The sequence below is a fragment of the Achromobacter spanius genome (genome assembly GCF_039673305.1).
Classification (GTDB): domain Bacteria; phylum Pseudomonadota; class Gammaproteobacteria; order Burkholderiales; family Burkholderiaceae_B; genus Achromobacter; species Achromobacter spanius_F.
In genome coordinates this window covers 16,420-36,483 of sequence record NZ_JBDJLJ010000014.1, presented here as the reverse complement: position 1 = coordinate 36,483, position 20,064 = coordinate 16,420, and the positions used below count along the sequence as shown (strand labels likewise).

At 67.6% G+C, this 20,064-nt stretch carries 18 protein-coding genes; 11 read left to right on the top strand and 7 right to left on the bottom strand.

Annotation, left to right across the window (positions count from 1 at the left end; all coding sequences use genetic code 11):
• Positions 1–257: 257 nt before the first annotated feature.
• The 3 genes from acs to ltaE all read left to right on the top strand — a co-directional run bounded on the left by acs (position 258) and on the right by ltaE (position 4,303).
• The gene (acs, locus tag ABE485_RS14055) at positions 258–2,237 is read left to right on the top strand and encodes an acetate--CoA ligase (RefSeq protein WP_346515900.1); all 1,980 of its coding nucleotides are present in this window, start codon (positions 258–260) and stop codon (positions 2,235–2,237) included.
• Between the two features lie 167 nt (positions 2,238–2,404).
• Entirely contained in the window at positions 2,405–3,253 is an 849-nt protein-coding gene (locus ABE485_RS14050) for a DMT family transporter (RefSeq protein ID WP_430795424.1), read from the top strand.
• Between the two features lie 39 nt (positions 3,254–3,292).
• The gene (ltaE, locus tag ABE485_RS14045) at positions 3,293–4,303 is read left to right on the top strand and encodes a low-specificity L-threonine aldolase (RefSeq protein ID WP_346515898.1); all 1,011 of its coding nucleotides are present in this window, start codon (positions 3,293–3,295) and stop codon (positions 4,301–4,303) included.
• A gap of 12 nt (positions 4,304–4,315) precedes the next feature.
• On the opposite strand, the gene ABE485_RS14040 is transcribed toward ltaE, so the two are convergent.
• Together ABE485_RS14040 and ABE485_RS14035 are read right to left on the bottom strand one after the other, a co-directional pair.
• Positions 4,316–5,641 carry an aspartate aminotransferase family protein gene (locus tag ABE485_RS14040; RefSeq protein WP_346515897.1) on the bottom strand — a complete coding sequence of 442 codons (1,326 nt, stop codon included), beginning with the start codon at positions 5,639–5,641 and terminating at the stop codon, positions 4,316–4,318.
• Positions 5,642–5,678: 37 nt separating this feature from the next.
• Positions 5,679–6,674 (bottom strand): GntR family transcriptional regulator, encoded by a 996-nt coding sequence (locus tag ABE485_RS14035; protein WP_346515896.1) that lies wholly within the window; start codon positions 6,672–6,674, stop codon positions 5,679–5,681.
• Between the two features lie 191 nt (positions 6,675–6,865).
• Here ABE485_RS14035 and ABE485_RS14030 point away from each other — a divergent pair, with 191 nt between their 5' ends.
• Genes ABE485_RS14030 through ABE485_RS14010 form a run of 5 tightly spaced genes read left to right on the top strand, consistent with a single transcriptional unit; the run spans position 6,866 to position 13,146 of the window.
• Complete coding sequence (locus ABE485_RS14030) at positions 6,866–7,966, top strand: C45 family peptidase (RefSeq protein WP_346515983.1); 1,101 nt, start codon at positions 6,866–6,868, stop codon at positions 7,964–7,966.
• 23 nt (positions 7,967–7,989) lie between these two features.
• Positions 7,990–9,573 (top strand): ABC transporter substrate-binding protein, encoded by a 1,584-nt coding sequence (locus tag ABE485_RS14025; RefSeq protein ID WP_346515895.1) that lies wholly within the window; start codon positions 7,990–7,992, stop codon positions 9,571–9,573.
• Between the two features lie 6 nt (positions 9,574–9,579).
• Positions 9,580–10,524 carry an ABC transporter permease gene (locus ABE485_RS14020; protein ID WP_346515894.1) on the top strand — a complete coding sequence of 315 codons (945 nt, stop codon included), beginning with the start codon at positions 9,580–9,582 and terminating at the stop codon, positions 10,522–10,524.
• A 7-nt stretch (positions 10,525–10,531) separates the two neighbouring features.
• A complete protein-coding gene (locus ABE485_RS14015; RefSeq protein WP_346515893.1) occupies positions 10,532–11,356 on the top strand; it encodes an ABC transporter permease in 825 nt (274 codons plus the stop codon).
• The gene (locus tag ABE485_RS14010) at positions 11,353–13,146 is read left to right on the top strand and encodes an ABC transporter ATP-binding protein (RefSeq protein ID WP_346515892.1); all 1,794 of its coding nucleotides are present in this window, start codon (positions 11,353–11,355) and stop codon (positions 13,144–13,146) included. Before ABE485_RS14015 ends, ABE485_RS14010 begins: the two co-directional genes overlap by 4 nt.
• A gap of 7 nt (positions 13,147–13,153) precedes the next feature.
• On the opposite strand, the gene ABE485_RS14005 is transcribed toward ABE485_RS14010, so the two are convergent.
• The 4 genes from ABE485_RS14005 to ABE485_RS13990 form a co-directional block, all read right to left on the bottom strand.
• On the bottom strand, positions 13,154–13,498 hold the full coding sequence (locus ABE485_RS14005; protein ID WP_346515891.1) for an antibiotic biosynthesis monooxygenase family protein: 345 nt from the start codon (positions 13,496–13,498) through the stop codon (positions 13,154–13,156).
• Positions 13,498–14,598: a cytochrome gene (locus ABE485_RS14000; protein WP_346515890.1), complete on the bottom strand. Its 1,101-nt coding sequence runs from the start codon at positions 14,596–14,598 to the stop codon at positions 13,498–13,500. The genes ABE485_RS14005 and ABE485_RS14000 overlap by 1 nt, the downstream gene beginning before the upstream one ends.
• A 72-nt stretch (positions 14,599–14,670) precedes the next feature.
• Complete coding sequence (locus ABE485_RS13995) at positions 14,671–15,522, bottom strand: NAD-dependent epimerase/dehydratase family protein (RefSeq protein WP_346515889.1); 852 nt, start codon at positions 15,520–15,522, stop codon at positions 14,671–14,673.
• Between the two features lie 77 nt (positions 15,523–15,599).
• Positions 15,600–17,246 carry an electron transfer flavoprotein-ubiquinone oxidoreductase gene (locus ABE485_RS13990; RefSeq protein ID WP_346515888.1) on the bottom strand — a complete coding sequence of 549 codons (1,647 nt, stop codon included), beginning with the start codon at positions 17,244–17,246 and terminating at the stop codon, positions 15,600–15,602.
• Between the two features lie 113 nt (positions 17,247–17,359).
• On the opposite strand from ABE485_RS13990, the gene ABE485_RS13985 reads away from it, so the two are divergent.
• From ABE485_RS13985 to ABE485_RS13975, 3 genes are all read left to right on the top strand, one after another.
• Positions 17,360–17,809: an acyl-CoA thioesterase gene (locus ABE485_RS13985; RefSeq protein ID WP_346515887.1), complete on the top strand. Its 450-nt coding sequence runs from the start codon at positions 17,360–17,362 to the stop codon at positions 17,807–17,809.
• Positions 17,810–18,096: 287 nt separating this feature from the next.
• Positions 18,097–18,795 (top strand): CoA transferase subunit A, encoded by a 699-nt coding sequence (locus tag ABE485_RS13980; RefSeq protein ID WP_346515886.1) that lies wholly within the window; start codon positions 18,097–18,099, stop codon positions 18,793–18,795.
• Between the two features lie 12 nt (positions 18,796–18,807).
• Positions 18,808–19,461, top strand: a complete 654-nt coding sequence (locus tag ABE485_RS13975) for a CoA transferase subunit B (protein WP_346515885.1) — start codon at positions 18,808–18,810, stop codon at positions 19,459–19,461.
• A 76-nt stretch (positions 19,462–19,537) separates the two neighbouring features.
• Here the strand turns inward: ABE485_RS13975 and ABE485_RS13970 are convergent, their stop codons facing one another.
• Complete coding sequence (locus ABE485_RS13970) at positions 19,538–19,996, bottom strand: GNAT family N-acetyltransferase (protein ID WP_346515982.1); 459 nt, start codon at positions 19,994–19,996, stop codon at positions 19,538–19,540.
• Positions 19,997–20,064: the final 68 nt, after the last annotated feature.

The window sequence follows — 20,064 nt, the reverse complement described above, 5'->3', positions numbered from 1 at the left end:
GGCGGCGCCTGCTGATTGCTTGGCATTGTTTTCGCACTGTGCGCTGGTGCGTCGTTTGCTTGTGCATGCCGTGCGGGGCCGCCTTCGGGCGCTTGCCTGCCCTTTACCGGCGCTGCCAGGTCGCTGCGCTACACGCAAATGCGCGGGCTCCGGCCCGCTTTTTGCGTAAGGTGCCCGTAAGAGCGCGGCGATACGGTTGCAGGTGGGTAATAAAAAAGCGGCATAAACAACAGAATCACCGATTGGAGACAAAGATCATGTCGAACGCTATTGAGTCCGTACTGGTGGAAAACCGCGTGTTTCCGCCGCCCGAGCGCGCGTCGCAGGGCGCCGCGATCCCCAGCATGGACGCCTACAACGCGCTGTGCGCGCAGGTCGAGAACGATTTCGACGGATTCTGGGCAGGACAGGCCCGCGACAACCTGCAATGGACCAAGCCCTTCACGCAGGTCCTGGACGAATCCGATGCGCCGTTCTATCGCTGGTTCGGCGACGGCGAACTGAACGTCTCGGCCAACTGCCTGGACGTGCACCTGACCAACGGCAACGCCGACAAGACTGCCATCATCTTTGAATCCGACGACGGCAAGGTCGACAAGGTCAGCTACCGCGAACTGCTGGCGCGCGTGTGCCGCTTCGCCAACGGGCTGGCCGCGCTGGGCTACAAGAAGGGCGACCGCGCCATCATCTACATGCCCATGTCGATCGAAGCCGTCGTGGCCATGCAGGCCTGCGCCCGCCTGGGCGTGACGCACTCGGTGGTGTTCGGCGGCTTCTCGGCCAAGAGCCTCCAGGAACGCATCGTGGACGTGGGCGCATCGCTCGTCATCACCGCCGACGAACAGGTGCGCGGCGGCAAGACCATCCCGCTCAAGCCCGCCGTGGAAGAAGCCATCGCGATGGGCGGCTGCGAGGCCGTGACCAAGGTCGTCGTGTACCGCCGCACCGGCGGCAAGGTGCAATGGAACGAAGGCCGCGACCTCTGGATGCACGACGTCGAGGCCGGCCAGCCCGACACCTGCGAGCCCGTCGCGGTCAATGCCGAACATCCGCTGTTCATCCTCTATACCTCCGGCTCCACCGGCAAGCCCAAGGGCGTGCAGCATTCGTCGGCGGGCTATCTGCTCTGGGCGCTCCTGACCGTCAAGTGGACCTTCGACGCGCGCAAGGACGACGTCTACTGGTGCACGGCCGACGTGGGCTGGGTCACCGGCCACACGTACATCACGTACGGCCCGCTGGCCGCCGGGCTGACGCAGGTCGTCTTCGAAGGCGTGCCGACCTACCCGAATGCCGGCCGTTTCTGGGACATGATCGCCCGCCACAAGGTCACCACGTTCTACACGGCGCCCACTGCGATCCGCTCGCTGATCAAGGCGGCCGAGGCCGCCCCGGAAGCGCACCCGAAGAACTACGACCTGGACAGCCTGCGCATCATCGGCACGGTGGGCGAACCCATCAACCCCGAAGCCTGGATCTGGTATCACAAGAATGTGGGCCGCGAGCGCTGCCCCATCGTGGATACCTGGTGGCAGACGGAAACCGGCGGCCACATGATCACCCCGCTGCCCGGCGCCACGCCGACCAAGCCTGGCTCGTGCACGCTGCCCCTGCCGGGCATCGCCGCGGCCATCGTCGATGAAACCGGCGGCGATGTCGAAAAGGGCAATGGCGGGTTCCTGGTCATCAAGCGCCCGTGGCCGGCGATGATCCGCAACATCTGGGGCGACCCCGAACGCTTCAAGAAAAGCTACTTCCCGTCCGAGCTGCGCGGCTACTACCTGGCCGGTGACGGCGCGCAGCGCGACGCGGACGGCTACTTCTGGATCATGGGCCGCATCGACGACGTCCTGAACGTGTCGGGCCATCGCCTGGGCACGATGGAAGTCGAATCGGCGCTGGTGGCGCATGAAATGGTGGCCGAGGCCGCCGTCGTGGGCCGCCCCGACGACACCACCGGCGAGGCCGTCGTCGCCTTCGTGGTGCTCAAGCGGTCGCGCCCGGAAGGCGAAGAGGCGCAAGCCATCGCCAAGCAGTTGCGCGACTGGGTGGCCCGCGAAATCGGTCCCATCGCCAAGCCCAAGGACATCCGCTTCGGCGACAACCTGCCCAAGACCCGTTCCGGCAAGATCATGCGCCGCCTGCTGCGCGTGGTCGCCAAGGGCGAGGAAGTCACGCAGGACGTGTCCACGCTCGAGAACCCCGCCATCCTGGAGCAGCTGTCCAAGCCCCTGTAAGCAAGACCGGCCGGCTTCGGCCGGCCATTTGCAACGCGACAGGCGCATAATGTCCACGCCCGTGCCGGCAAACTCCGGCACGGGCGTATTCTTTTGGCATCCCTTTTCTTTTGTACGGAGGCTCACCCGTGAGCAGCAGCAGTTTCGATCGCGCAGGGCTGGCCCTGATGTTCAGCACCATCCTGGTCTGGGCGGGCAGCTGGATCGCGATGAAGCTGATCGTTCCCTACATCGGCCCGTTCGACTTCGTGGCGCTGCGCTACGTGGTGGGCAGCCTGGTGCTGTTTGCGCTGGTGATCATCACGCGCCGCCCGTTGGCGATGCCGCCCTGGAAGCTGACCTTGCTGATCGGCCTGACGCAGACGGCCGGATTCCAGGGCTTCGTGCAGACGGCGCTGGTGTCGGGCGGCGTGGGCAAGGTGTCGCTCATGGCCTACACCATGCCGTTCTGGGTGATCCTGTTTGCCTGGTGGCTGCTGGGCGAACGTCCCACGGCCCGGCACGGGGCCGGCATCGCGCTCGCTGCGGTCGGACTGGTCTGTTTTGTCGAGCCCTGGAACGGGCTGGGCGACATCCGCCCGGTGCTGCTGGGCCTGGGCAGCGGCCTGTGCTGGGGCGTGGGCACGGTGCTGTCCAAGCGCATGTTCGAGCGGCATGCGCCCGATGTGATGACGTTCACGGCCTGGCAGATGCTGTTCGGCGGGCTGGTGATGGTGCCCGTGGCCTACCTGGTGCCGCAGATGACGGCCCAATGGGATTGGCCCCTATGGACCGGCATGACCTACATCGTGCTGATCGCCACCGCCGCGGGTTGGCTGCTGTGGCTGCAGGTGGTGCGGCGCGTCCCCGCGTCGATCGCGGGCCTGTCCAGCCTGGGCGTGCCGGTGGTGGCCATGCTGCTGGCGTGGGCGATCCTCTCCGAACGGCCCACGCCCGTCGAACTGGGCGGCATGGTGCTGATCCTGGCCGGCATCTGGGTCGTGAGCCGCGCGGCGCCCGCGGCGCGCGCCGACTGACTTTTCCGACGACCTTCTCCCTCTTTCCTGGAATCTTTCATGATCGATCTGCGTAGCGATACCGTCACCCGGCCCGGCGCCGCCATGTTGCAGGCGATGGCCAGCGCGCCATTGGGCGACGACGTGATGGGCGACGACCCTACCGTCATCCGGCTGCAGGAAGCCTTGGCGCAGCGCACCGGCAAGGCCGCGGGGCTGTTCTTTCCCTCCGGCACGCAAAGCAACCTGGCCGCGCTGATGGCGCACTGCGACCGCGGCGACGAGTACCTTGTCGGCCAGCTTGCGCACACCTACAAGTACGAAGGGGGCGGAGCTGCGGTGCTGGGCAGCATCCAGCCGCAGCCGATCGAGCATGCGGCGGACGGTTCCCTGCCGCTGGAAAAGCTGGCGGCAGCCCTCAAGCCCAAGGGCGATCCGCACTTTGCGCGCACGCGCCTGCTGGCCCTGGAGAACACCTTCCACGGAAAGCTGATCCCGGCCGCCTACATCCAGGCCGCGACCTCGTGGGCGCGCGAGCAGGGTCTGGGCACGCACCTGGACGGCGCTCGCGTGTTCAATGCGGCGGTGGCCAGCGGCAAGCCTGTGGCGGACCTGTGCCAGCCGTTCGATTCGGTGTCCATCTGCTTTTCCAAGGGCCTGGGCGCGCCGGTGGGGTCGGTGCTGGTGGGAAGCGAAGAGCTGATTGCCCGCGCCCGCCGCTGGCGCAAGATGCTGGGCGGCGGCTTGCGCCAGTCCGGCGTGCTGGCGGCCGCCTGCCTGTATGCGCTGGAGCACAACGTGGACCGGCTGGCCGAAGACCACGAGAACGCCCGGCAACTGGCCGAGGGCCTGCGCGGCATTGCCGGCGTGAAGGTGCTGAGCCAGGACACCAACATGGTCTTCGCGGAGTTCGAGCCGTCTCGCTGCGACGCGCTGACCGCCGCGCTGGCCAAGGAAGGCATCCTGATGCGCGCCGTCTACGGCGGCCCGACGCGTCTGGTGACGCACCTGGACGTGTCCGCCGCGGATGTGCGGCGGGTGGTGGACACGGTGGGCCGGCTGCTGGCGTAGGCGGGAACGTTGTCAGGCGCTGGCGCGCAGCACGTCCGCCAGCACCGAGAACAGCTCGTCGATCTGGGCGCGCTCGATGATGAGCGGGGGCGATAGCAGCATCGTGTCGCCCGCCGACCGGATCAGGCAGCCGCGCTCCAGGCAGGCGGTGTGCACCGCATAGGCGCGCTGGCCGGGCTTGCCCTCCAGCGGCGCCAGTTCGATGGCGGCCAGCAGGCCGATGTTGCGGATGTCGATCACGTTCGGCAGGCCCTTCAGGCTGTGCGCCGCGTCTTCCCAGTAGTTCCACAGTTCGCGGCTGCGCTGGAAAAGGCCGTCGCGCTTGCAGATTTCCAGTGTCGCCAGGCCCGCCGCGCAGGCCACCGGATGCCCGGAATAGGTGTATCCGTGAGAGAACTCGATGGCGCTTTCGGGGCCTTGCATGAAGGCATCGTAGACGTGCTGCTGCACCAGCGTCGCGCCCATCGGGATGGCGCCGTTCGTCAGGCCCTTGGCGCTGGTGATGATGTCCGGCTTGACGCCGAAGTACGACGAGGCAAACGCGCCGTCGATGCGGCCGAAGGCGCAGATCACTTCATCGAATATCAGCAGGATGCCGTGCGCGTCGCAGATCTGGCGCAGCTTCTGCAGGTAGCCCTTGGGCGGAACGATCACGCCGGTGGATCCGGCCACCGGTTCCACGATGACGGCGGCGATCGTCGACGCGTCATGCAGGGCGACGATGCGCTCCAGGGTGTCGGCCAGATGGGCGCCCCAGTCGGGCTGCCCGCGCGTATAGGCCATCTGGTCGCGGTCGTAGGTGTGGGGCAGGTGGTCCACGTAAGGCAGCAGGTTGCCGAAGGGCTTGCGGTGGCCTGCGATGCCGGACACCGACAGGCCGCCGAAGCCCACGCCGTGATAGGAACGTTCGCGTCCGATCAGCCGGACCCGCTGGCCCTGGCCGCGCGCGCGGTGGTAGCCCAGCGCGATCTTCAGCGCGGTGTCCACCGCCTCCGACCCCGAGTTTGAAAAGAATATGTTGGAAAAGCCTTCCGGCGCCTCCGCGCGCAGGGCGTCCGCCAGTTCGAACGCCAGCGGGTGGCTCATCTGGAACGACGAAGCGTAGTCGAGGTCATGGGCGGTGCGTGAAATGGCCTGCACGATCTCGGGCCGGCGGTGGCCGGCGTTCACGCACCAGAGGCCCGCGATTCCGTCCAGCACGCGGCGGCCGTCGGGGCGAATGTAGTGCATGCCCTCGGCGGCGCTGAACAGCACCGGATCGCGCTTGGCCCGGCGGTTGGCGGTGAAGGGCATCCAATAGGCTTCGGGATTGGCGGAAAGGGGGGAAGGCGAGGGCATGGGACAGATCCTGCTTAGACGTGAGGTTCAGGTCTGTCTATTTTGTATTAAATAAATGATAAATACAATAATGGGAAATGCGCAGACGCGGCGTGCGCGCACGGCGGCGCTGCCCGTCCGCAGCGGGCGGGCATTTGAAGGGGGGGGGGGGGCAGGAAGCCTGCAGCGAAGTCTTCAGGTGGCGGCGCATGAGCTGCGAGGCCCATTCCTGGTCGCCGGCCTCCAGGGCTTCGATGATCTGCAGGTGTTCGGTGCTGGAGTTGACGAAGCGGGCGTCGCGGTAGAAGGCCGCATGCTCTTCCAGGCGGCGCAGCTGGTTCTGCTGTTGAACGGCCTGCAGGATGTAGCGGTTGCCCGAGAAGCGGGCCAGCATCTCGTGGAATGAGGCATTCAGCGCGAAGAACTCCGTGGCGGAGATCGCGGCGTCGTCGCGCTGGACAAGCGCCTCGTGCGCGGCGCGCATGCGCGCCAGCGCAGGCTTGTCCAGCCGGAAGGTGGGTTCGAGCAGGCCCGCGCATTCGATGGTCATGCGGAACCGGTAGCTCTCCGCAAGCGCCTCGGCGCTTTCAAGCGAGGGGGCGAACTGCCAGCCGTGGCCCTTGCGCTTTTCGATCAGGCCGTCGGCGGACAACTGCAGCAGGGTCTTGGTCAGCAGGCTGCGCGGCGCCTCATAGCGCTGCAGCAGGTCGCGTTCGGTGAAGGTTTCGGGCAGGCCGCGCGAGGCGCGGTCGTCGATGAGCCGCCGGTAGAGTTCGTCGAGCGTGGGGCCGGCGCCTTCGATGGGGGACGCCGCGGCCGCCGCGTTGTCCGCCACGGTGTAGCCGCTGTTGGGGCGGTGCGAGATCAGCCCCTGCGCCGCAAGCAGGCGCAGGGCGCCGCGCACGGGTGTGCGCGAGACGTCGTAGTCCGCCGCCAGCGCCTCTTCGGAGAGGTGGTCGCCCGGCGCGTAGCGCCCCGCCGCGATGTCCTGCGCGATATTGCGCGCCAGGTCGACCTGCAGCGGGGTGGGGCGGGCGGAAGCGGCGGCGGGCATGGGGCGTCGGAATGGCGGATTGGGGGCGGCGGAGTCGGAATGGTACCGGAGAGCCCGGGGTTCGCGGTGCGGGCGCGGCGGGCTGCGGCGATATCCTGGGCAAACCCTAGTATTGAACTTTTCTATATATTAGTACAAAATCTGCCGGACTTTATGCCATCGCTTGAATCTGGAGCATTGCCAGCGTGACTATGCCTACCCCCTTTCCCCTGGTCGACGTACAGGGCAGTCCCTACGAACGCGGTCGCCAGCACGGCGCCGCCGTGCCCGAACGCGTCGCGCGCAGTGTCGCGCTGTACCGCGGCCAACTGGAACGCCGCGGCGTGGGCGCCGCCCGGCTCAAGGAGCTGGCCGCCGCCATGGTGCCGGTGGTGGGCGACTACGACGCCGCCTACCTTGAAGAGTTGCGCGGCATCGCCGACGGCGCCGGCCAGGCGCTGGAAGACGTGGTGGTGATCAACTGCCGCACCGAGATGATGTTCGGCCACGCCGAACTGGGCCGCGCCCGCAAGGGCCTGGACGATGGCTGCACCGGCCTGGTCGTGCTGCCCGAGGCTGCCGCCGGCGGCAAGCTGATGCACGCCCACAACTGGGACTGGCGCGAAGAATGCGTGGACACCGGCATCGTGCTGCGCATGCGTCGCGAAGACGGTCCGGACCTGCTGGTGTTCACCGAGGCGGGCAGCCTGGCACGCCACGGCTTCAACAGCGCCGGCGTGTCCCTGTCCGGCAATTTCCTGTCCTGCGAGCAGGACTACCAGCGTCCCGCCGAGGTCCCGCTGGTGCTGGTGCGCCGCAAGATGCTGGAATCCACCAACATCTGCAATGCCATGAAGGTGCTCTGGGCGTCGCGCCGCTTCTGCTCCAACAACCTGATGCTGGCGCAGGCCCAGGGCGAAGCCGTCGACCTGGAATGCGCGCCCGACGAGATCTTCTGGATCACGCCCGAAAACGGCCTGCTGGTGCACGCCAACCACTGGATCAGTCCGCCCGCGCGCGCCAAGCTGTTCGACAAGGGTCTGGCCGCCAATCCGGATTCCATCTACCGCCAGCGCCGCGTTCAGGACATGCTGGCGCGCGCGGGCGGCAGCGTCGACTGGGACACGGTCAAGCGCATTCTTGCCGATGACTTCGCCGCGCCCGATGGCGTGCTGCGTTCGCCCAAGCCGGCCAGCTTCGACAGCATTTCCGCGACGGTGGCGACGACCCTGATGGAGCCCGAAAGCGGGGTGATGTGGATTGCGCGCAAGCCCTATGAAGGGCGCAACTTCGCCGAGTACCGGCTGTTCTGATCCGATTCCAGGGGGAAACTTCCATGACCGAGCAAGCCTTGCGCGCCAAGCGCGCGCTGATGTTATCCGCCGCCCTGGCCGGCGCCTTCACGGGCCTGCCAGGGCTGACCCAAACCCAGACCCAGGCCCAGGCCGCGCTGCCCGAGATCCGCTATGCGGAAGGCTCGGGCACGCCCACGTCGCTGCCCGGCGGCCGTTCGCGCAACACCTCCACCGACAACGTGCTGGCGCACGTGGTCGAGGCCCTGGTCGCGCTGCGCGCCGACATGAGCGTCGCGCCCATGCTGGCCGACAGCTGGGCGCTGTCGGACGACAAGCGTACCTACACCTTCAAATTGCGCCAGGGCGTGACCTTCCACGATGGATCGCCGATGACATCGGCCGACGTCAAATGGAGCTACGACTACCTGACGGGCGCCAAGTCGGAATATTCGTGCAAGAACCTGTATGACGGCAGCAAGGGCGCCAAGGTCGTCGGCGTCGAAACGCCCGACCCGGCCACCGTCGTGTTCAAGCTGGATCAGCCCTATGCGCTGTTCCTGGACCAGATGGCCAGCGTGCAGTGCCCGATGCCGGTGCTCAGCCCGAAAAGCGTGGACGCGGACGGCAACTGGGTCAAGCCGGTCGGCACCGGCCCGTATGTGCTGGCGGAATGGAAGAAGGAACAGCATGTGCTGCTGACGCCGTATGCGGGCTATGCGCCGCGCACCGAGGCGGCCAGCGGCATGGCGGGCAAGAAGTCCGCCCTGGCGAACGTGCGCTTCGTGGTGATTCCCGATGCCGCGGCGCAGAAGGCCGCGCTGATGGCCGGACAGGTCGACGCCTATAACGCCGACGAAGACAACCTGCCCGCCAAGGACCTGCGCTGGAACATCGTGACCGAGCAGGGGCTGGACACCGTCAACCTGCTCATGCAGACGCGTTCGCCCCTTCTGTCGGACGTGAACATGCGCCACGCAATCGCGCTGGCGCTGGATTTTCCCGCCATCGCCAAGGCGCTGAACAATGGTCAGGCGGCCTACAACCCGTCCCTGGTGCCGGCGGCCAGCGCCTATTACTCGGCCGCGGATCGCGCGGGCTATGAAAAGAACCTGAAGGAGGTCAAGCGCCTGCTCGAGGCCGCCAACTATCGCGGCGAACCACTGAAGCTGCAGGCCAACAAGCGCTATCCGTACCTGTACCGCGTGGCGGTCGTCACGCAGCAGCTTTTGAACAAGGCCGGCATCAAGACCGAACTCGACATGCTGGAATGGGGCACGCAGGTGACCAATTTCCGCGAGGGCAAGTTCCAGCTCATGGCCTTCGCCTATTCCGCGCGCACCGAACCCGCGCTGATGTTCCGCGACGTGGTCGGCGACAAGTCCAAGGCCCCGATGGCGCAATGGGAAAGTCCGGAGGCGTCCGCCATTCTCGAATCCATCGAAGCCGAGTCCGACCCGGCCGCGCGCAAGCAGGCGTTCGACAAGCTGCACGCGCTGATGCTGCGCGACACGCCGCTGCTGATGTACTACAACAAGCCCGGCTATGTGGTGGTGTCGAGCCAGCTGCACGGATTCACCGGTTGGCCGCTGCGCAAGCCGCGCTTCTTCAACGTCACCAAGAACTGAGGCGCCGTGCTGGGCTATCTACTCAAGCGCATCGCGGCGGCGGTGCCCACCGTCATCGTCGTGACGGTGCTGGTCTTCGCGATGATCCGCGCCATTCCCGGAGACCCGGCATCACTGATGCTGGGCGACATCGACAACCCCGCGCTGCTGGCCGACATGCGCCATGCGCTGGGCCTGGACCGTCCGGTGGGCGAGCAGTTCATGATCTGGGTCGGCCATGCGCTGCAAGGCGACCTGGGCATGTCCATCGCCCGGCGCGAGCCGGTCACGCATCTGGTGCTGACGCATTTCGCGGTCACGGCGCAGGTCGTGCTGACGGCCACGCTGCTGGCCTGCCTGGTGGCCGTTCCCGCGGGCATGGTCGCCGCGTGGCGCCAGAACCGGCGCGCCGACACGGCCATCGTGTCGACGTCCATCCTGTTCGTCTCCATGCCCAGTTTCTGGGTGGGCATCCTGCTGATCTGGCTATTCGGCGTGAAGCTGAACTGGCTGCCCGTCTATGGATTCGAGTCGGTCCTGCAGGGTGGCCTGGGCGCGGCGAAGTACCTGGTGCTGCCGGTGTTCGCCATCGTGCTGACCGAGATCGCGGCGATCACCCGCATGATGCGAGCCAGCACCATCGAGACGCTGCGGCTGGAGTACGTGGCGCACACCCGGGCGAAAGGCCTGCCTGAAAAACGGGTGATGCTGCGCCACGTGCTGCCGAATTCCTTCGGCCCCACGCTGACCGTGATCGGCCTGATGCTGGGCCATCTGCTGTCGGGCGCGGCCGTGATCGAAACCGTTTTCACGCTGCCGGGCATCGGCCGGCTGCTGGTGGAAAGCATCTATGCGCGGGACTATCCGGTGGTGCAGGGCTGCCTGCTGTTCATCGCGCTCTTGTACGTGGCGGTCAATCTGGTGGTGGATCTGCTGTATCCGCTGTTCGATCCGCGCGTGAAGCTTCAATAGGATCATCATGTCGGGTTTCAAGCATACCAATGCCGTCCTGGGCGGCTTTCTGGTCGGCGCCGTGGTGCTGCTGGCGCTGGTGGGGCTGGTCTACACGCCTCACGATCCGCTGGAGGGCGACCTGCTGGCTCGCTTTTCGCCGCCTTCGGCCGAATACTGGCTGGGTACGGACGAGTTCGGCCGCGACGTGTTGTCCCGCCTGATGGCCGGGGCGGGCGTCAGCGTGGCGGTCAGCGTGTTCTCGGTGCTGCTGGCGCTGGTTTTGGGTACGACCATCGGCGTGACGGCGGGCTACGCCGGCGGCTGGGTGGATCGCGGCATTTCGGTGCTGGTCGAATCCATGATGGCGTTTCCGGGCCTGCTGCTGGCGCTGGGCATCATGACCGTGCTGGGGCCGTCGAAGTGGGGCGTGGTGCTGGCGCTGGGCCTGGCCTACTCGCCGTCCGTGTCGCGCATCGCGCGCGGCGCGGCGCTGTCCCTGCGTCAGCGCGACTTCGTCATCGCCTCGCGCGCGACCGGCCACGGCGGCCTGTGGACGGTGTTCCGCCACGTGCTGCCCAATTGCGTGGCGCCGCTCCTGATCTTCGCCACGTCGATCTTCGGCTCGGCGCTGCTGGCCGAAAGCGCGTTGAGCTTCCTGGGCCTGGGCGTGCCGCCGCCCCTGGCGACCTGGGGCGGCATGCTGTCCGAAAGCCGCAACGCCATGGACCAGGCCATCTGGCTGGCCGTGTTTCCCGGCGCGATGATTTCGCTGAGCCTGCTGGGCATCAACCTGCTGGGCGACGCGGTGCGCGACCGGCTTGATCCGCGCATGCGGGGAGTGATGGCATGAGCGCGCGCGAACCTCTGTTGTCGGTGCGCGACCTGGAGATCCGCTTTCCGGGCAAGCGCGATGCGGCGCCTGTCGTGAACCGCGTGTCGTTCGACCTGCACGCCGGCGAGTCGCTGTCCATCGTCGGCGAATCCGGCAGCGGCAAGACCCTGATCGGAAAGGCGCTGCTGGGCCTGCTGCCCGACGCCGCCCGCATCACGGGCGGCAGGGCTTTCTTTGACGGCGGCAATCTGCTGGGGCAGAGCGCCAGCGAATGGCTGGCGGTGCGCGGCACCGGTATCGGCATGGTGTTCCAGGAGCCCATGGTGTCGCTCAATCCGGCCTTCCGGGTGGGCGAGCAGCTGATCGAAGCGCTGGTGCTGCGTCGGGGCATGGCGCGCCGCGCCGCCTGGGATGCGGCCGTCCAGATGCTCGAGCGCGTGCGGGTGCGCGATGCGCGCGATTGCATGACGCGCTATCCGCACGAGTTCTCGGGCGGCATGCGGCAGCGGATCCTGCTGGCGGGAGTGATGCTGCTCAAGCCCCGGCTGCTGATCGCCGACGAACCGACGACGGCGCTGGACTGCGTGGTGCAAAAGGAAGTGCTGGACCTGATGTGCGAACTGACGCGCGAGCAGGGCACGGCGCTGATCTTCATCAGCCACAACCTGGCGCTGGTGGCGGCCTACACGCAGCGCGTGCTGGTGATGTGCCGGGGCCGCGCCGTGGAAACCGGCGAGGTGGCGCAGGTGCTGTCGAGTCCCGCCGACCCCTACACCCTCAGCCTGCTGGATGCGTTGCCCAAGCGCGGCGAGGCGCGCGCGCCCGTTGTCCGGCCGCCGATCCTGCAGGTGGACAAGCTGGCGATCGACTACGCGGTGCGCGCGGGATGGCGCGGCAAGCGCGCCGTCAGGGCGGTGCACCACGCCAGCTTTTCGGTCGCGCCCGGCGAGACCCTGGCGATCGTCGGCGAGTCCGGCAGCGGCAAGACGACCGTGATGATGTCCATCCTGGGTCTGGTGCCGCAGGCGCAGGGCAGCATCGCGCTGGACGGGCAGGCCCTGCCGCCGGGCGGGGCCGGCGCCGCCTGGCGTTCCGCGCGGCGGCGCGTCCAGATGGTGTTCCAGGACCCGTACTCGTCGCTGGATCCGCGCATGACCATCGGCGCGCTGGTGGGCGAAGGACTGCGGCTCGAGGCGGGCATGACGACGGCGGAGCGCGGCAGGCGCGTGGCCGAGGCGCTGCGCGACGTGGGCCTGGGCGATGGCTACGCCGGGCGCTATGCGCATGAACTCTCGGGCGGGCAGCGCCAGCGCGTGGCGATCGCGCGGGCGCTGGTCATGCGCCCCGAGGTCATCATCGCGGACGAGCCGGTGTCCGCGCTGGACGTGACGGTGCAGAAGCAGGTACTGGAGACGCTGATGTCGCTGCAGCGTTCGCACGGGTTCGCGTGCCTGCTGATCTCGCACGACCTGGGCGTGGTCGAGCAGATCGCGGATCGCGTGGTGGTCATGCTGCGCGGCCATATCGTCGAACAGGGAACGCGCGACGACGTGTTCGATCATCCGGCGCATCCGTATACGCGCCGGCTGCTGCAGGCGGTGCCCGAGTTGCGCGGCAGCGCCGCCGAGGGCTTCCGGGTGGAACTGCGCGACCTGCCCGCCGGGCAGGAACGGGACGATTCGGCGTACTTCGATCCGTCATCCGACGCGGCGGCCGCGCCCTGGATGGCGGCCGTGGCTGCGTCCGGCCAGTCCCACCGGGTGGCGCTCGCGGCGGGCGAAGCGCTGGCCGAGACCATCGCGGCCTGAGCCTCCGTCAGCCGTGATGGGCGCGGCTGTCGGCGGGCGCCTGCTCGCGTTCGTTCATGCCGTAGTCGCGCAGCACCTGCGCGACGCGCAGGCGGTAGCCCTGGAAGACGCCGCCGCGTCCGGCTTCCTGCGCGCGGCGGTGAGACTCCAGCGACCTCCACCGCTGGACCGCGGCGTCATCGCGCCAGAACGACAGCGACAGCAGCTTGCCCGGCGTGGACAGGCTCTGGAAGCGCTCGACGGAAATGAACCCGTCGATGGTCCGCAGCTCGTCGATCAGGCCGGCGGCGATGTGCAGGTAGGGAGCGGGGTCGCCATGGGCGGGCTCGACTTCGAATATCACGGCAATCATCAGTTGTCTTCCTTGGGTAAATCGAATCGGGGCAGGCGGGCGTTGGGCAGCGGACGGTAGCGGAATCGCGCCGCCAGCGCGACCGGGTCCACGCCCGCGCGCAGCAGGTGGACGAGCGCATCGGCCGCGTGGCGGCGCGCAGGAAGGCCGCCCGGGCAGGCATGGCGGTGCGCGCCGAAGGTCCAGCCCGCGTCCGGCTGGATCATCGCCGCAGCGGCAAGCACCAGCAGGATGGGCTCGCCGGCCTCGATGCGCTGTCCGCCGATGTCGGCGGTGTGGGCCATGAAGCGCCGCGTGTTGTGCAGGGGGGGATCCAGGCGCACGACGTCGTCGATCAGCGTCCCGGCTTCTTCAAGCGTGAGCGTCGCCGGCGTGCGGCGCCGTCCGGCCATGACGAGCGCATTGCCCAGCAGGCCGGCGCCGGCTTCGCAGGACTGGAAGAGCAGGCCGGCCAGGTTCGCCGCCAGCAGATCGGGCTCGATGCCGGACCGGGCCGCCTGCGCGCTCAGCGCGCGCAGCGCCGGGGAAGCGTCCGGCCCCGCCAGGTGGGATGCCAGGCGGCCTTGAAGGCGCGCGGCCGCGGCATGCCCCGCGGCGATCCGGTCCGCGGCTGCATCGGCCGGCAAGGCGGCGAGAAAGGCGCCGATATCCATCGCGCATTCGGCATGGACGGCCGGCGGCAGCCCCAGGAAGGCGGCCTGCGCATGCACGGGCGCGGCGGCGAGATAGCGGTCGAGCGCGGCGGCGTCTTGCGGTGCGGGCTGGCGCCATGCCTGCGGGGGCGGCGCAAGGGCCTGCGCGCGGATGAAGTCCGCAAGCAGGGCCTTCAGGCCGTCATGCCGCGCGCTGTCGTTCATGCGCACGAAGCGTCCGAACATGTCCGCTGCCGGTCCCGGACCGAGGCCGCGCGGGACTGGTTCCGCCACCGGGCGGACGCGGGCGGCCGGATGGCGCATGACGGCGCCGATGGCGTCCGGATGCGCGGCCACCCACAGGCCCAGCGCCGTGTCCCGGTAAAGCGGCCGGTCGCGCGCCAGCGCGGCGTAATACGGATAGGGGGCGGGGTGGGTGACGGCTTCCAGCGGATGGGCGGGCGGCATGGCGGTGGCATGGAGTGGATCCGGCCGCCAGTATCCGCTCCCCTTGCAGGCAACGATTCGACGCGGGGCGAACTATGCCTGCATTGTGCCGCCGTCGGCCAGCAGGGCGGCGTAGCCCTGGCGCGAATCCGGCCATTGCAGCGTCAATCCGCTGGCGCGCAGGCGGGCGTTGCTGAGCTTCTTGCTGCCGACGTTGGCGGGCGCCGGCGCGATGCGCGGCTCGGGGGCGCCGATCATCCGGGCCAGCTCCGCATACAGGACATGCAGGGGCAGGGGCGTGTCGTCGCAGCCGATGTACACCGGCGCCACGTCGGGCAGCAGCGCAAGATGGACTACCGCTGCCGCGGCGTCGTCGATGTGGATGCGGTTGGCCCAGTGTTCGGGCTGGACCGGGGCGCCGGCCGCGCCGCCGCGCAGGCGTTCGATCAGCTGCATGCGCCCGGGGCCGTACAGGCCCGCAAGCCGCAGGGCCGTCGACGAGACGGGCCGGGCCGCCAGCGCGGCCTCCGCCTCGAGCAGCACGCGGCCATTGAAGCCTTGCGGCGCGGGCGGCGTGTCCTCGGTCACCCAGTCGCCGTGATGTTCGCCATACACCGCGCTGGAGGAAACAAACACGATCCGTTCAAGCCTGGAAACATCCAGCGCCGTCAGCACGTTGGCCAGGCCGTCGACGAAGACCCCGCGATACGCCTCGGGGTCGCGCCCACCGGGCGAGGGCAGATGGATCAGCCGCGTCACGCCTTGCGGCAGGGCGCGCAAGGTGTCGGGGCGGGTGATGTCGGCCTGCAGCCACCGGATGCCGCTGGCGTCCCCGGCCGGAGGATGGCGGCGCAGGGCATGGACCTCGTCGCCGCGCGCCAGGAAGCGCCGCGCCACGCGCTGGCCGAGGTCCCCGCAGCCGATGAGAAGTACGCGTTCGCTCATGGTGTCACTCTCCTGGTGGTCGGAAAAAAAGGCGCCCCGCGGGGCGCCTTTTGGGCGGGCGGCTGGCGCCCGGGGGATTACATGCCGCTGTAGACGGGGCCTTCGCCGCCCTGCGGGGCCACCCAGACGATGTTCTGCGTGGGATCCTTGATGTCGCAGGTCTTGCAATGCACACAGTTCTGCGCATTGATCTGCAGGCGGTCTTCGCCGTGGTCGTCCTTGACGAATTCGTACACGCCCGCCGGGCAGTAGCGCGATTCGGGGCCGCCGTACTTGGCCAGGTTCACCTTGACCGGCACGGACGGGTCCTTGAGGGTCAGGTGGACGGGCTCGTTCTCGTCGTGGTTGGTGTTGGAAATGAATACCGAACTGAGCTTGTCGAAGGTGAGCTTGCCGTCGGGCTTGGGGTAATCGATGCGCGCGCATTCCGACGCCGGCTGCAGACAGGCGTGGTCGGGCTTGTTGTGGCGCAGGGTCCAGGGCATCTTGCCCTTGAGCAGCAGTTGCTCGACGCCGGTCATCACCGTGGCGATCGTGCGGCCCTTCTTGAACCACTGCTTGAAGTTGCGCGCCTTGTTCAGTTCGGCGTGCAGCCAGGACGCTTCGAAGGCCTTGGGGTAGGCGGTCAGCTCGTCCTGGCGGCGGTCGGCGGCCAGGGCGTCGAAGGCGGCTTCGGCGGCCAGCTTGCCCGACTTGATGGCGGCGTGGCTGCCCTTGATGCGCGAGGCGTTCAGGAAGCCGGCTTCGCAGCCGACCAGCACGCCGCCGGGGAACGTGAGCTTGGGCAGCGCCAGCAGGCCGCCCGCCGTGATGGCGCGCGCGCCGTAGGCGATGCGCTTGCCGCCTTCAAAGGTGCCGCGGATGGCCGGGTGCGTCTTGTAGCGCTGGAACTCGTCGAAGGGGGACAGCCAGGGGTTGGCGTAGTCCAGGCCGACGATCATGCCGACGGCCACCAGGTTGTTGTCCAGGTGATAGAGGAACGAACCGCCGTAGGTGTCGGCGTCCAGCGGCCAGCCGGCGGTGTGGATCACCAGGCCGGGCTTGGATTGGGCCGGATCGACTTCCCACATTTCCTTGATGCCGATGCCGTAGGACTGCGGATTGCGGCCGTCGTCCAGCTTGTAGCGTTCGATGAGCTGGCGGCCCAGCTGGCCGCGCGCGCCTTCGCCGAACACCGTGTAGCGGGCATGCAGTTCCATGCCGGGCTGGTAGTGGTCGGTGTGGCTGCCGTCGCGGGCCACGCCCATGTCGCCCGTGACCACGCCGCGCACGGCGCCGTTTTCGTCGTACAGGACTTCAACGGCGGCAAAGCCGGGGAAGATGTCCACGCCCAGCGCCTCGGCCTGTTCGCCCATCCACTTGACGACGTCGCCCAGGCGGACGATGTAGTTGCCTTCGTTGTGGAAGCACGGCGGCAGCAGCCAGTTTGGCGTGGCGCGCGCGCCGGTTTCGGACAGGAACAGGAACTTGTCCTGGGTGACGGGCACATTCAGCGGCGCGCCTTTCTCTTTCCAGTCGGGGATGAGCTCGGTCAGCGCCAGCGGGTCCATGACGGCGCCGGACAGGATGTGGGCGCCCAGTTCCGCGCCCTTCTCAAGGACGCAGACGCCGATCTCTTGATTCTTTTCAGCGGCCAGCTGCTTCAGACGGATTGCTGTGGCCAGGCCGGCGGGTCCACCGCCAACCACGACCACGTCATATTCCATCGACTCGCGTTCAGACATTTGCAAAGCTCCCCGTATGTATTCCATATATGGCTGGAAGTATTATCGGCGATTGTATTGCAGGCGGAGGCCGAGTATGCCTTCGCATTTCTTTCAGCCTTCAGGAGTAATCGGTGAACCCGGACAATCTGTCTGCGCGGCTTCTTGCGGTGGGCGACACCCATCAACTGGAATTGCCCTTGCGTTGGGGCGATTCAGACGCCTTGAACCATCTGAACAACACGCTGTACTTCCGCCTCATGGAAGAGGCGCGCATGCAGATCCTGTATCGCGCGGGTTTTGAACTGCCGGCCGACAACGGCGCCATCCTGGCGCACGCATCCTGCGATTTCCTGCGTCCGCTGACCTATCCGGCCACGGTGCGCGTCACGCACAAGGTGACGCGCATCGGCCGCTCCAGCGCCGAGTTCGAGCTGCTGCTTGAAAAAGTGGGCGACGACGCGGGTCCCTATGCACGCGGGCGCAACGTGCTAGTCTGGATGGACTACGTGGCCAATACGTCCGCGCCGTGGCCACCCGAGGTCCTGGCGCAGATGGCCACGCAGTTCGCGCCGGCCGCATGACCGGCCATCGGGCCGCCTGCGGCAAGCCAGCCAAAATAGGGCGTGCTTTGGCGGGGCATGCCGGTAAAATCTAGCGCAAAATCAGAAAAGCAATGAGGGCGCGCCACCCTCGGCGCCGCCGCTCCACGGAAATCGGGCCTTGCCGCGATGCCCGCGAAGCTGGCGCCGGCAGCCGCGCCCCAAGGAAAGACAGGGCTTGCCCCGGTTTACCGACCCCTTTGCGGGACCCGACGCGCAAGCGGCGGGGCGGGCTCTCTTTGGTTAGACCTTAACTAGGAGTTGGAGCGATGGACAAGGTTTATGCAAGCGCCCAGGAGGCGCTGGCAGGCATCGTCAAGGACGGTCAGATGATCGCCGTGGGCGGTTTCGGCCTTTGCGGTATTCCCGAGGCCCTGATCGCCGCGTTGCGCGATTCGGGCGTCAAGGACCTCACCTGCATCAGCAACAATGCGGGCGTCGATGGTTTCGGCCTGGGCCAGTTGCTCAATACCCGCCAGGTGCGCAAGATGATCGCGTCCTATGTGGGCGAGAACAAGGAATTCGAACGCCAGTTCCTGTCGGGCGAGCTCGAGCTTGAATTCACGCCCCAGGGCACGCTGGCCGAAAAGCTGCGCGCCGGCGGCGCCGGCATTCCGGCGTTCTTCACCCGCACCGGCGTGGGCACCATCGTGGCCGAAGGCAAGGAAATCCGCGAATTCGACGGCCATCAGTACGTGATGGAACGCTCGCTCGTGCCGGACGTGTCGCTGGTCAAGGCGCACATCGCCGACCGCAGCGGCAACCTGGTGTTCCGCAAGACCGCCCGCAACTTCAATCCGAACGTCGCCATGGCGGGCAAGTTCACGGTGGTCGAGGTCGAGGAAATCGTCGACACCGGCAGCCTGGACCCGGATCAGATCCACCTGCCCGGCATCTATGTGCAGCGGATCGTGCTCAACACGACCCCCGAAAAGCGCATCGAACAACGCACCACTCGCCCGGCCTAAGGAGAAGACGACATGGCATGGTCCCGCGATGAAATGGCGGCGCGCGCGGCGCGCGAGCTGCAAGACGGCTTTTATGTGAACCTGGGCATCGGCCTGCCCACGCTGGTCGCCAACCACGTGCCCAAGGGCGTGGAAGTGTGGCTGCAATCCGAAAACGGCCTCCTGGGCATCGGTCCGTTCCCGACCGACGCCGAAGTCGATGCCGACCTCATCAACGCCGGCAAGCAGACGGTCACGACCCTGCCCGGGTCCTCGATCTTCTCGTCGGCCGACTCGTTCGCGATGATCCGCGGCGGCAAGATCAACCTGGCCATCCTGGGCGCGATGCAGGTCTCCGAAAAGGGCGACCTGGCCAACTGGATGATCCCGGGCAAGATGGTCAAGGGCATGGGCGGCGCGATGGACCTGGTGGCCGGCGTCGGGCGCGTGGTCGTGCTGATGGAGCACGTCGCCAAGAAGAAGGACGGCACGGAAGACATCAAGCTGCTGCCCGAATGCAATCTGCCGCTGACCGGCGTCGGCGTGGTCGACCTGATCATCACCGACCTGGGCGTGATGGAAGTCACCGAAAACGGCCTGAAGCTGCTGGAAACGGCGCCCGGCGTCACGGTGGACGAGATCAAGTCCAAGACCGGCGCGAAGCTGGATGTTTCGGCGGTCCGGTAAGGATTCGCCGCGCGCAGACCAAAACGCCCCTTGCGGGGCGTTTTTTTTGTCCGGGCGAATGCGTTGGCGCGCGCCGCTACACGGCTTCCTGCAGCAGCATTCCCACATGCGGAATGCCGTCTTCCATGTATTCCTCGGTGACCGGCACGAAGCCGTGGCCGCCGTAGTACTTTTTCAGGCGGGCCTGCGCGCCCAGGTAGACCGGCTGGTCCGGCCAGAGCCGCTGCGCTTCCTGCTTGGCGCGGCGCATCAGTTCGTGGCCCAGGCCCGTGCCGCGGGCGGCGGGCGCGGTGATCACCCGGCCGATGACGGCGCGGCCGTCGTTCAGGGCGGGCTCCAGCAGCCGGCAATACGCCAGCAACTCGCCATCGCGCCACGCCATCAGGTGCTCCGTCTGCCCTTGCAGATCCTTGCCGTCCATGTCCAGGAAGACGCAATTCTGTTCCACGACAAAGACTTCCGAGCGCAGCCGCAGGATGGCGTAGAGCTCGGCGGGGGTCAGGTCGGCGTGGGGTTTGCAGGTCCAGGAGGGCAGCATGCGGGCAATTCCAGATAGCGGGAAATAAAGGCGGGCAACTAGCGTACCTCAAACCGACCCCGTTT

Bases quoted from the DNA above. Each gene is read 5' to 3' on its own strand.
- acs (WP_346515900.1), top strand. From the start codon at position 258: ATGTCGAACGCTATTGAGTCCGTACTGGTGGAAAACCGCGTGTTTCCG.
- ABE485_RS14050 (WP_430795424.1), top strand. From the start codon at position 2,405: ATGTTCAGCACCATCCTGGTCTGGGCGGGCAGCTGGATCGCGATGAAG.
- ltaE (WP_346515898.1), top strand. From the start codon at position 3,293: ATGATCGATCTGCGTAGCGATACCGTCACCCGGCCCGGCGCCGCCATG.
- ABE485_RS14040 (WP_346515897.1), bottom strand. From the start codon at position 5,641: ATGCCCTCGCCTTCCCCCCTTTCCGCCAATCCCGAAGCCTATTGGATG.
- ABE485_RS14035 (WP_346515896.1), bottom strand. From the start codon at position 6,674: ATGCCCGCCGCCGCTTCCGCCCGCCCCACCCCGCTGCAGGTCGACCTG.
- ABE485_RS14030 (WP_346515983.1), top strand. From the start codon at position 6,866: ATGCCTACCCCCTTTCCCCTGGTCGACGTACAGGGCAGTCCCTACGAA.
- ABE485_RS14025 (WP_346515895.1), top strand. From the start codon at position 7,990: ATGACCGAGCAAGCCTTGCGCGCCAAGCGCGCGCTGATGTTATCCGCC.
- ABE485_RS14015 (WP_346515893.1), top strand. From the start codon at position 10,532: ATGTCGGGTTTCAAGCATACCAATGCCGTCCTGGGCGGCTTTCTGGTC.
- ABE485_RS14010 (WP_346515892.1), top strand. From the start codon at position 11,353: ATGAGCGCGCGCGAACCTCTGTTGTCGGTGCGCGACCTGGAGATCCGC.
- ABE485_RS14005 (WP_346515891.1), bottom strand. From the start codon at position 13,498: ATGATTGCCGTGATATTCGAAGTCGAGCCCGCCCATGGCGACCCCGCT.
- ABE485_RS14000 (WP_346515890.1), bottom strand. From the start codon at position 14,598: ATGCCGCCCGCCCATCCGCTGGAAGCCGTCACCCACCCCGCCCCCTAT.
- ABE485_RS13995 (WP_346515889.1), bottom strand. From the start codon at position 15,522: ATGAGCGAACGCGTACTTCTCATCGGCTGCGGGGACCTCGGCCAGCGC.
- ABE485_RS13990 (WP_346515888.1), bottom strand. From the start codon at position 17,246: ATGTCTGAACGCGAGTCGATGGAATATGACGTGGTCGTGGTTGGCGGT.
- ABE485_RS13980 (WP_346515886.1), top strand. From the start codon at position 18,097: ATGGACAAGGTTTATGCAAGCGCCCAGGAGGCGCTGGCAGGCATCGTC.
- ABE485_RS13975 (WP_346515885.1), top strand. From the start codon at position 18,808: ATGGCATGGTCCCGCGATGAAATGGCGGCGCGCGCGGCGCGCGAGCTG.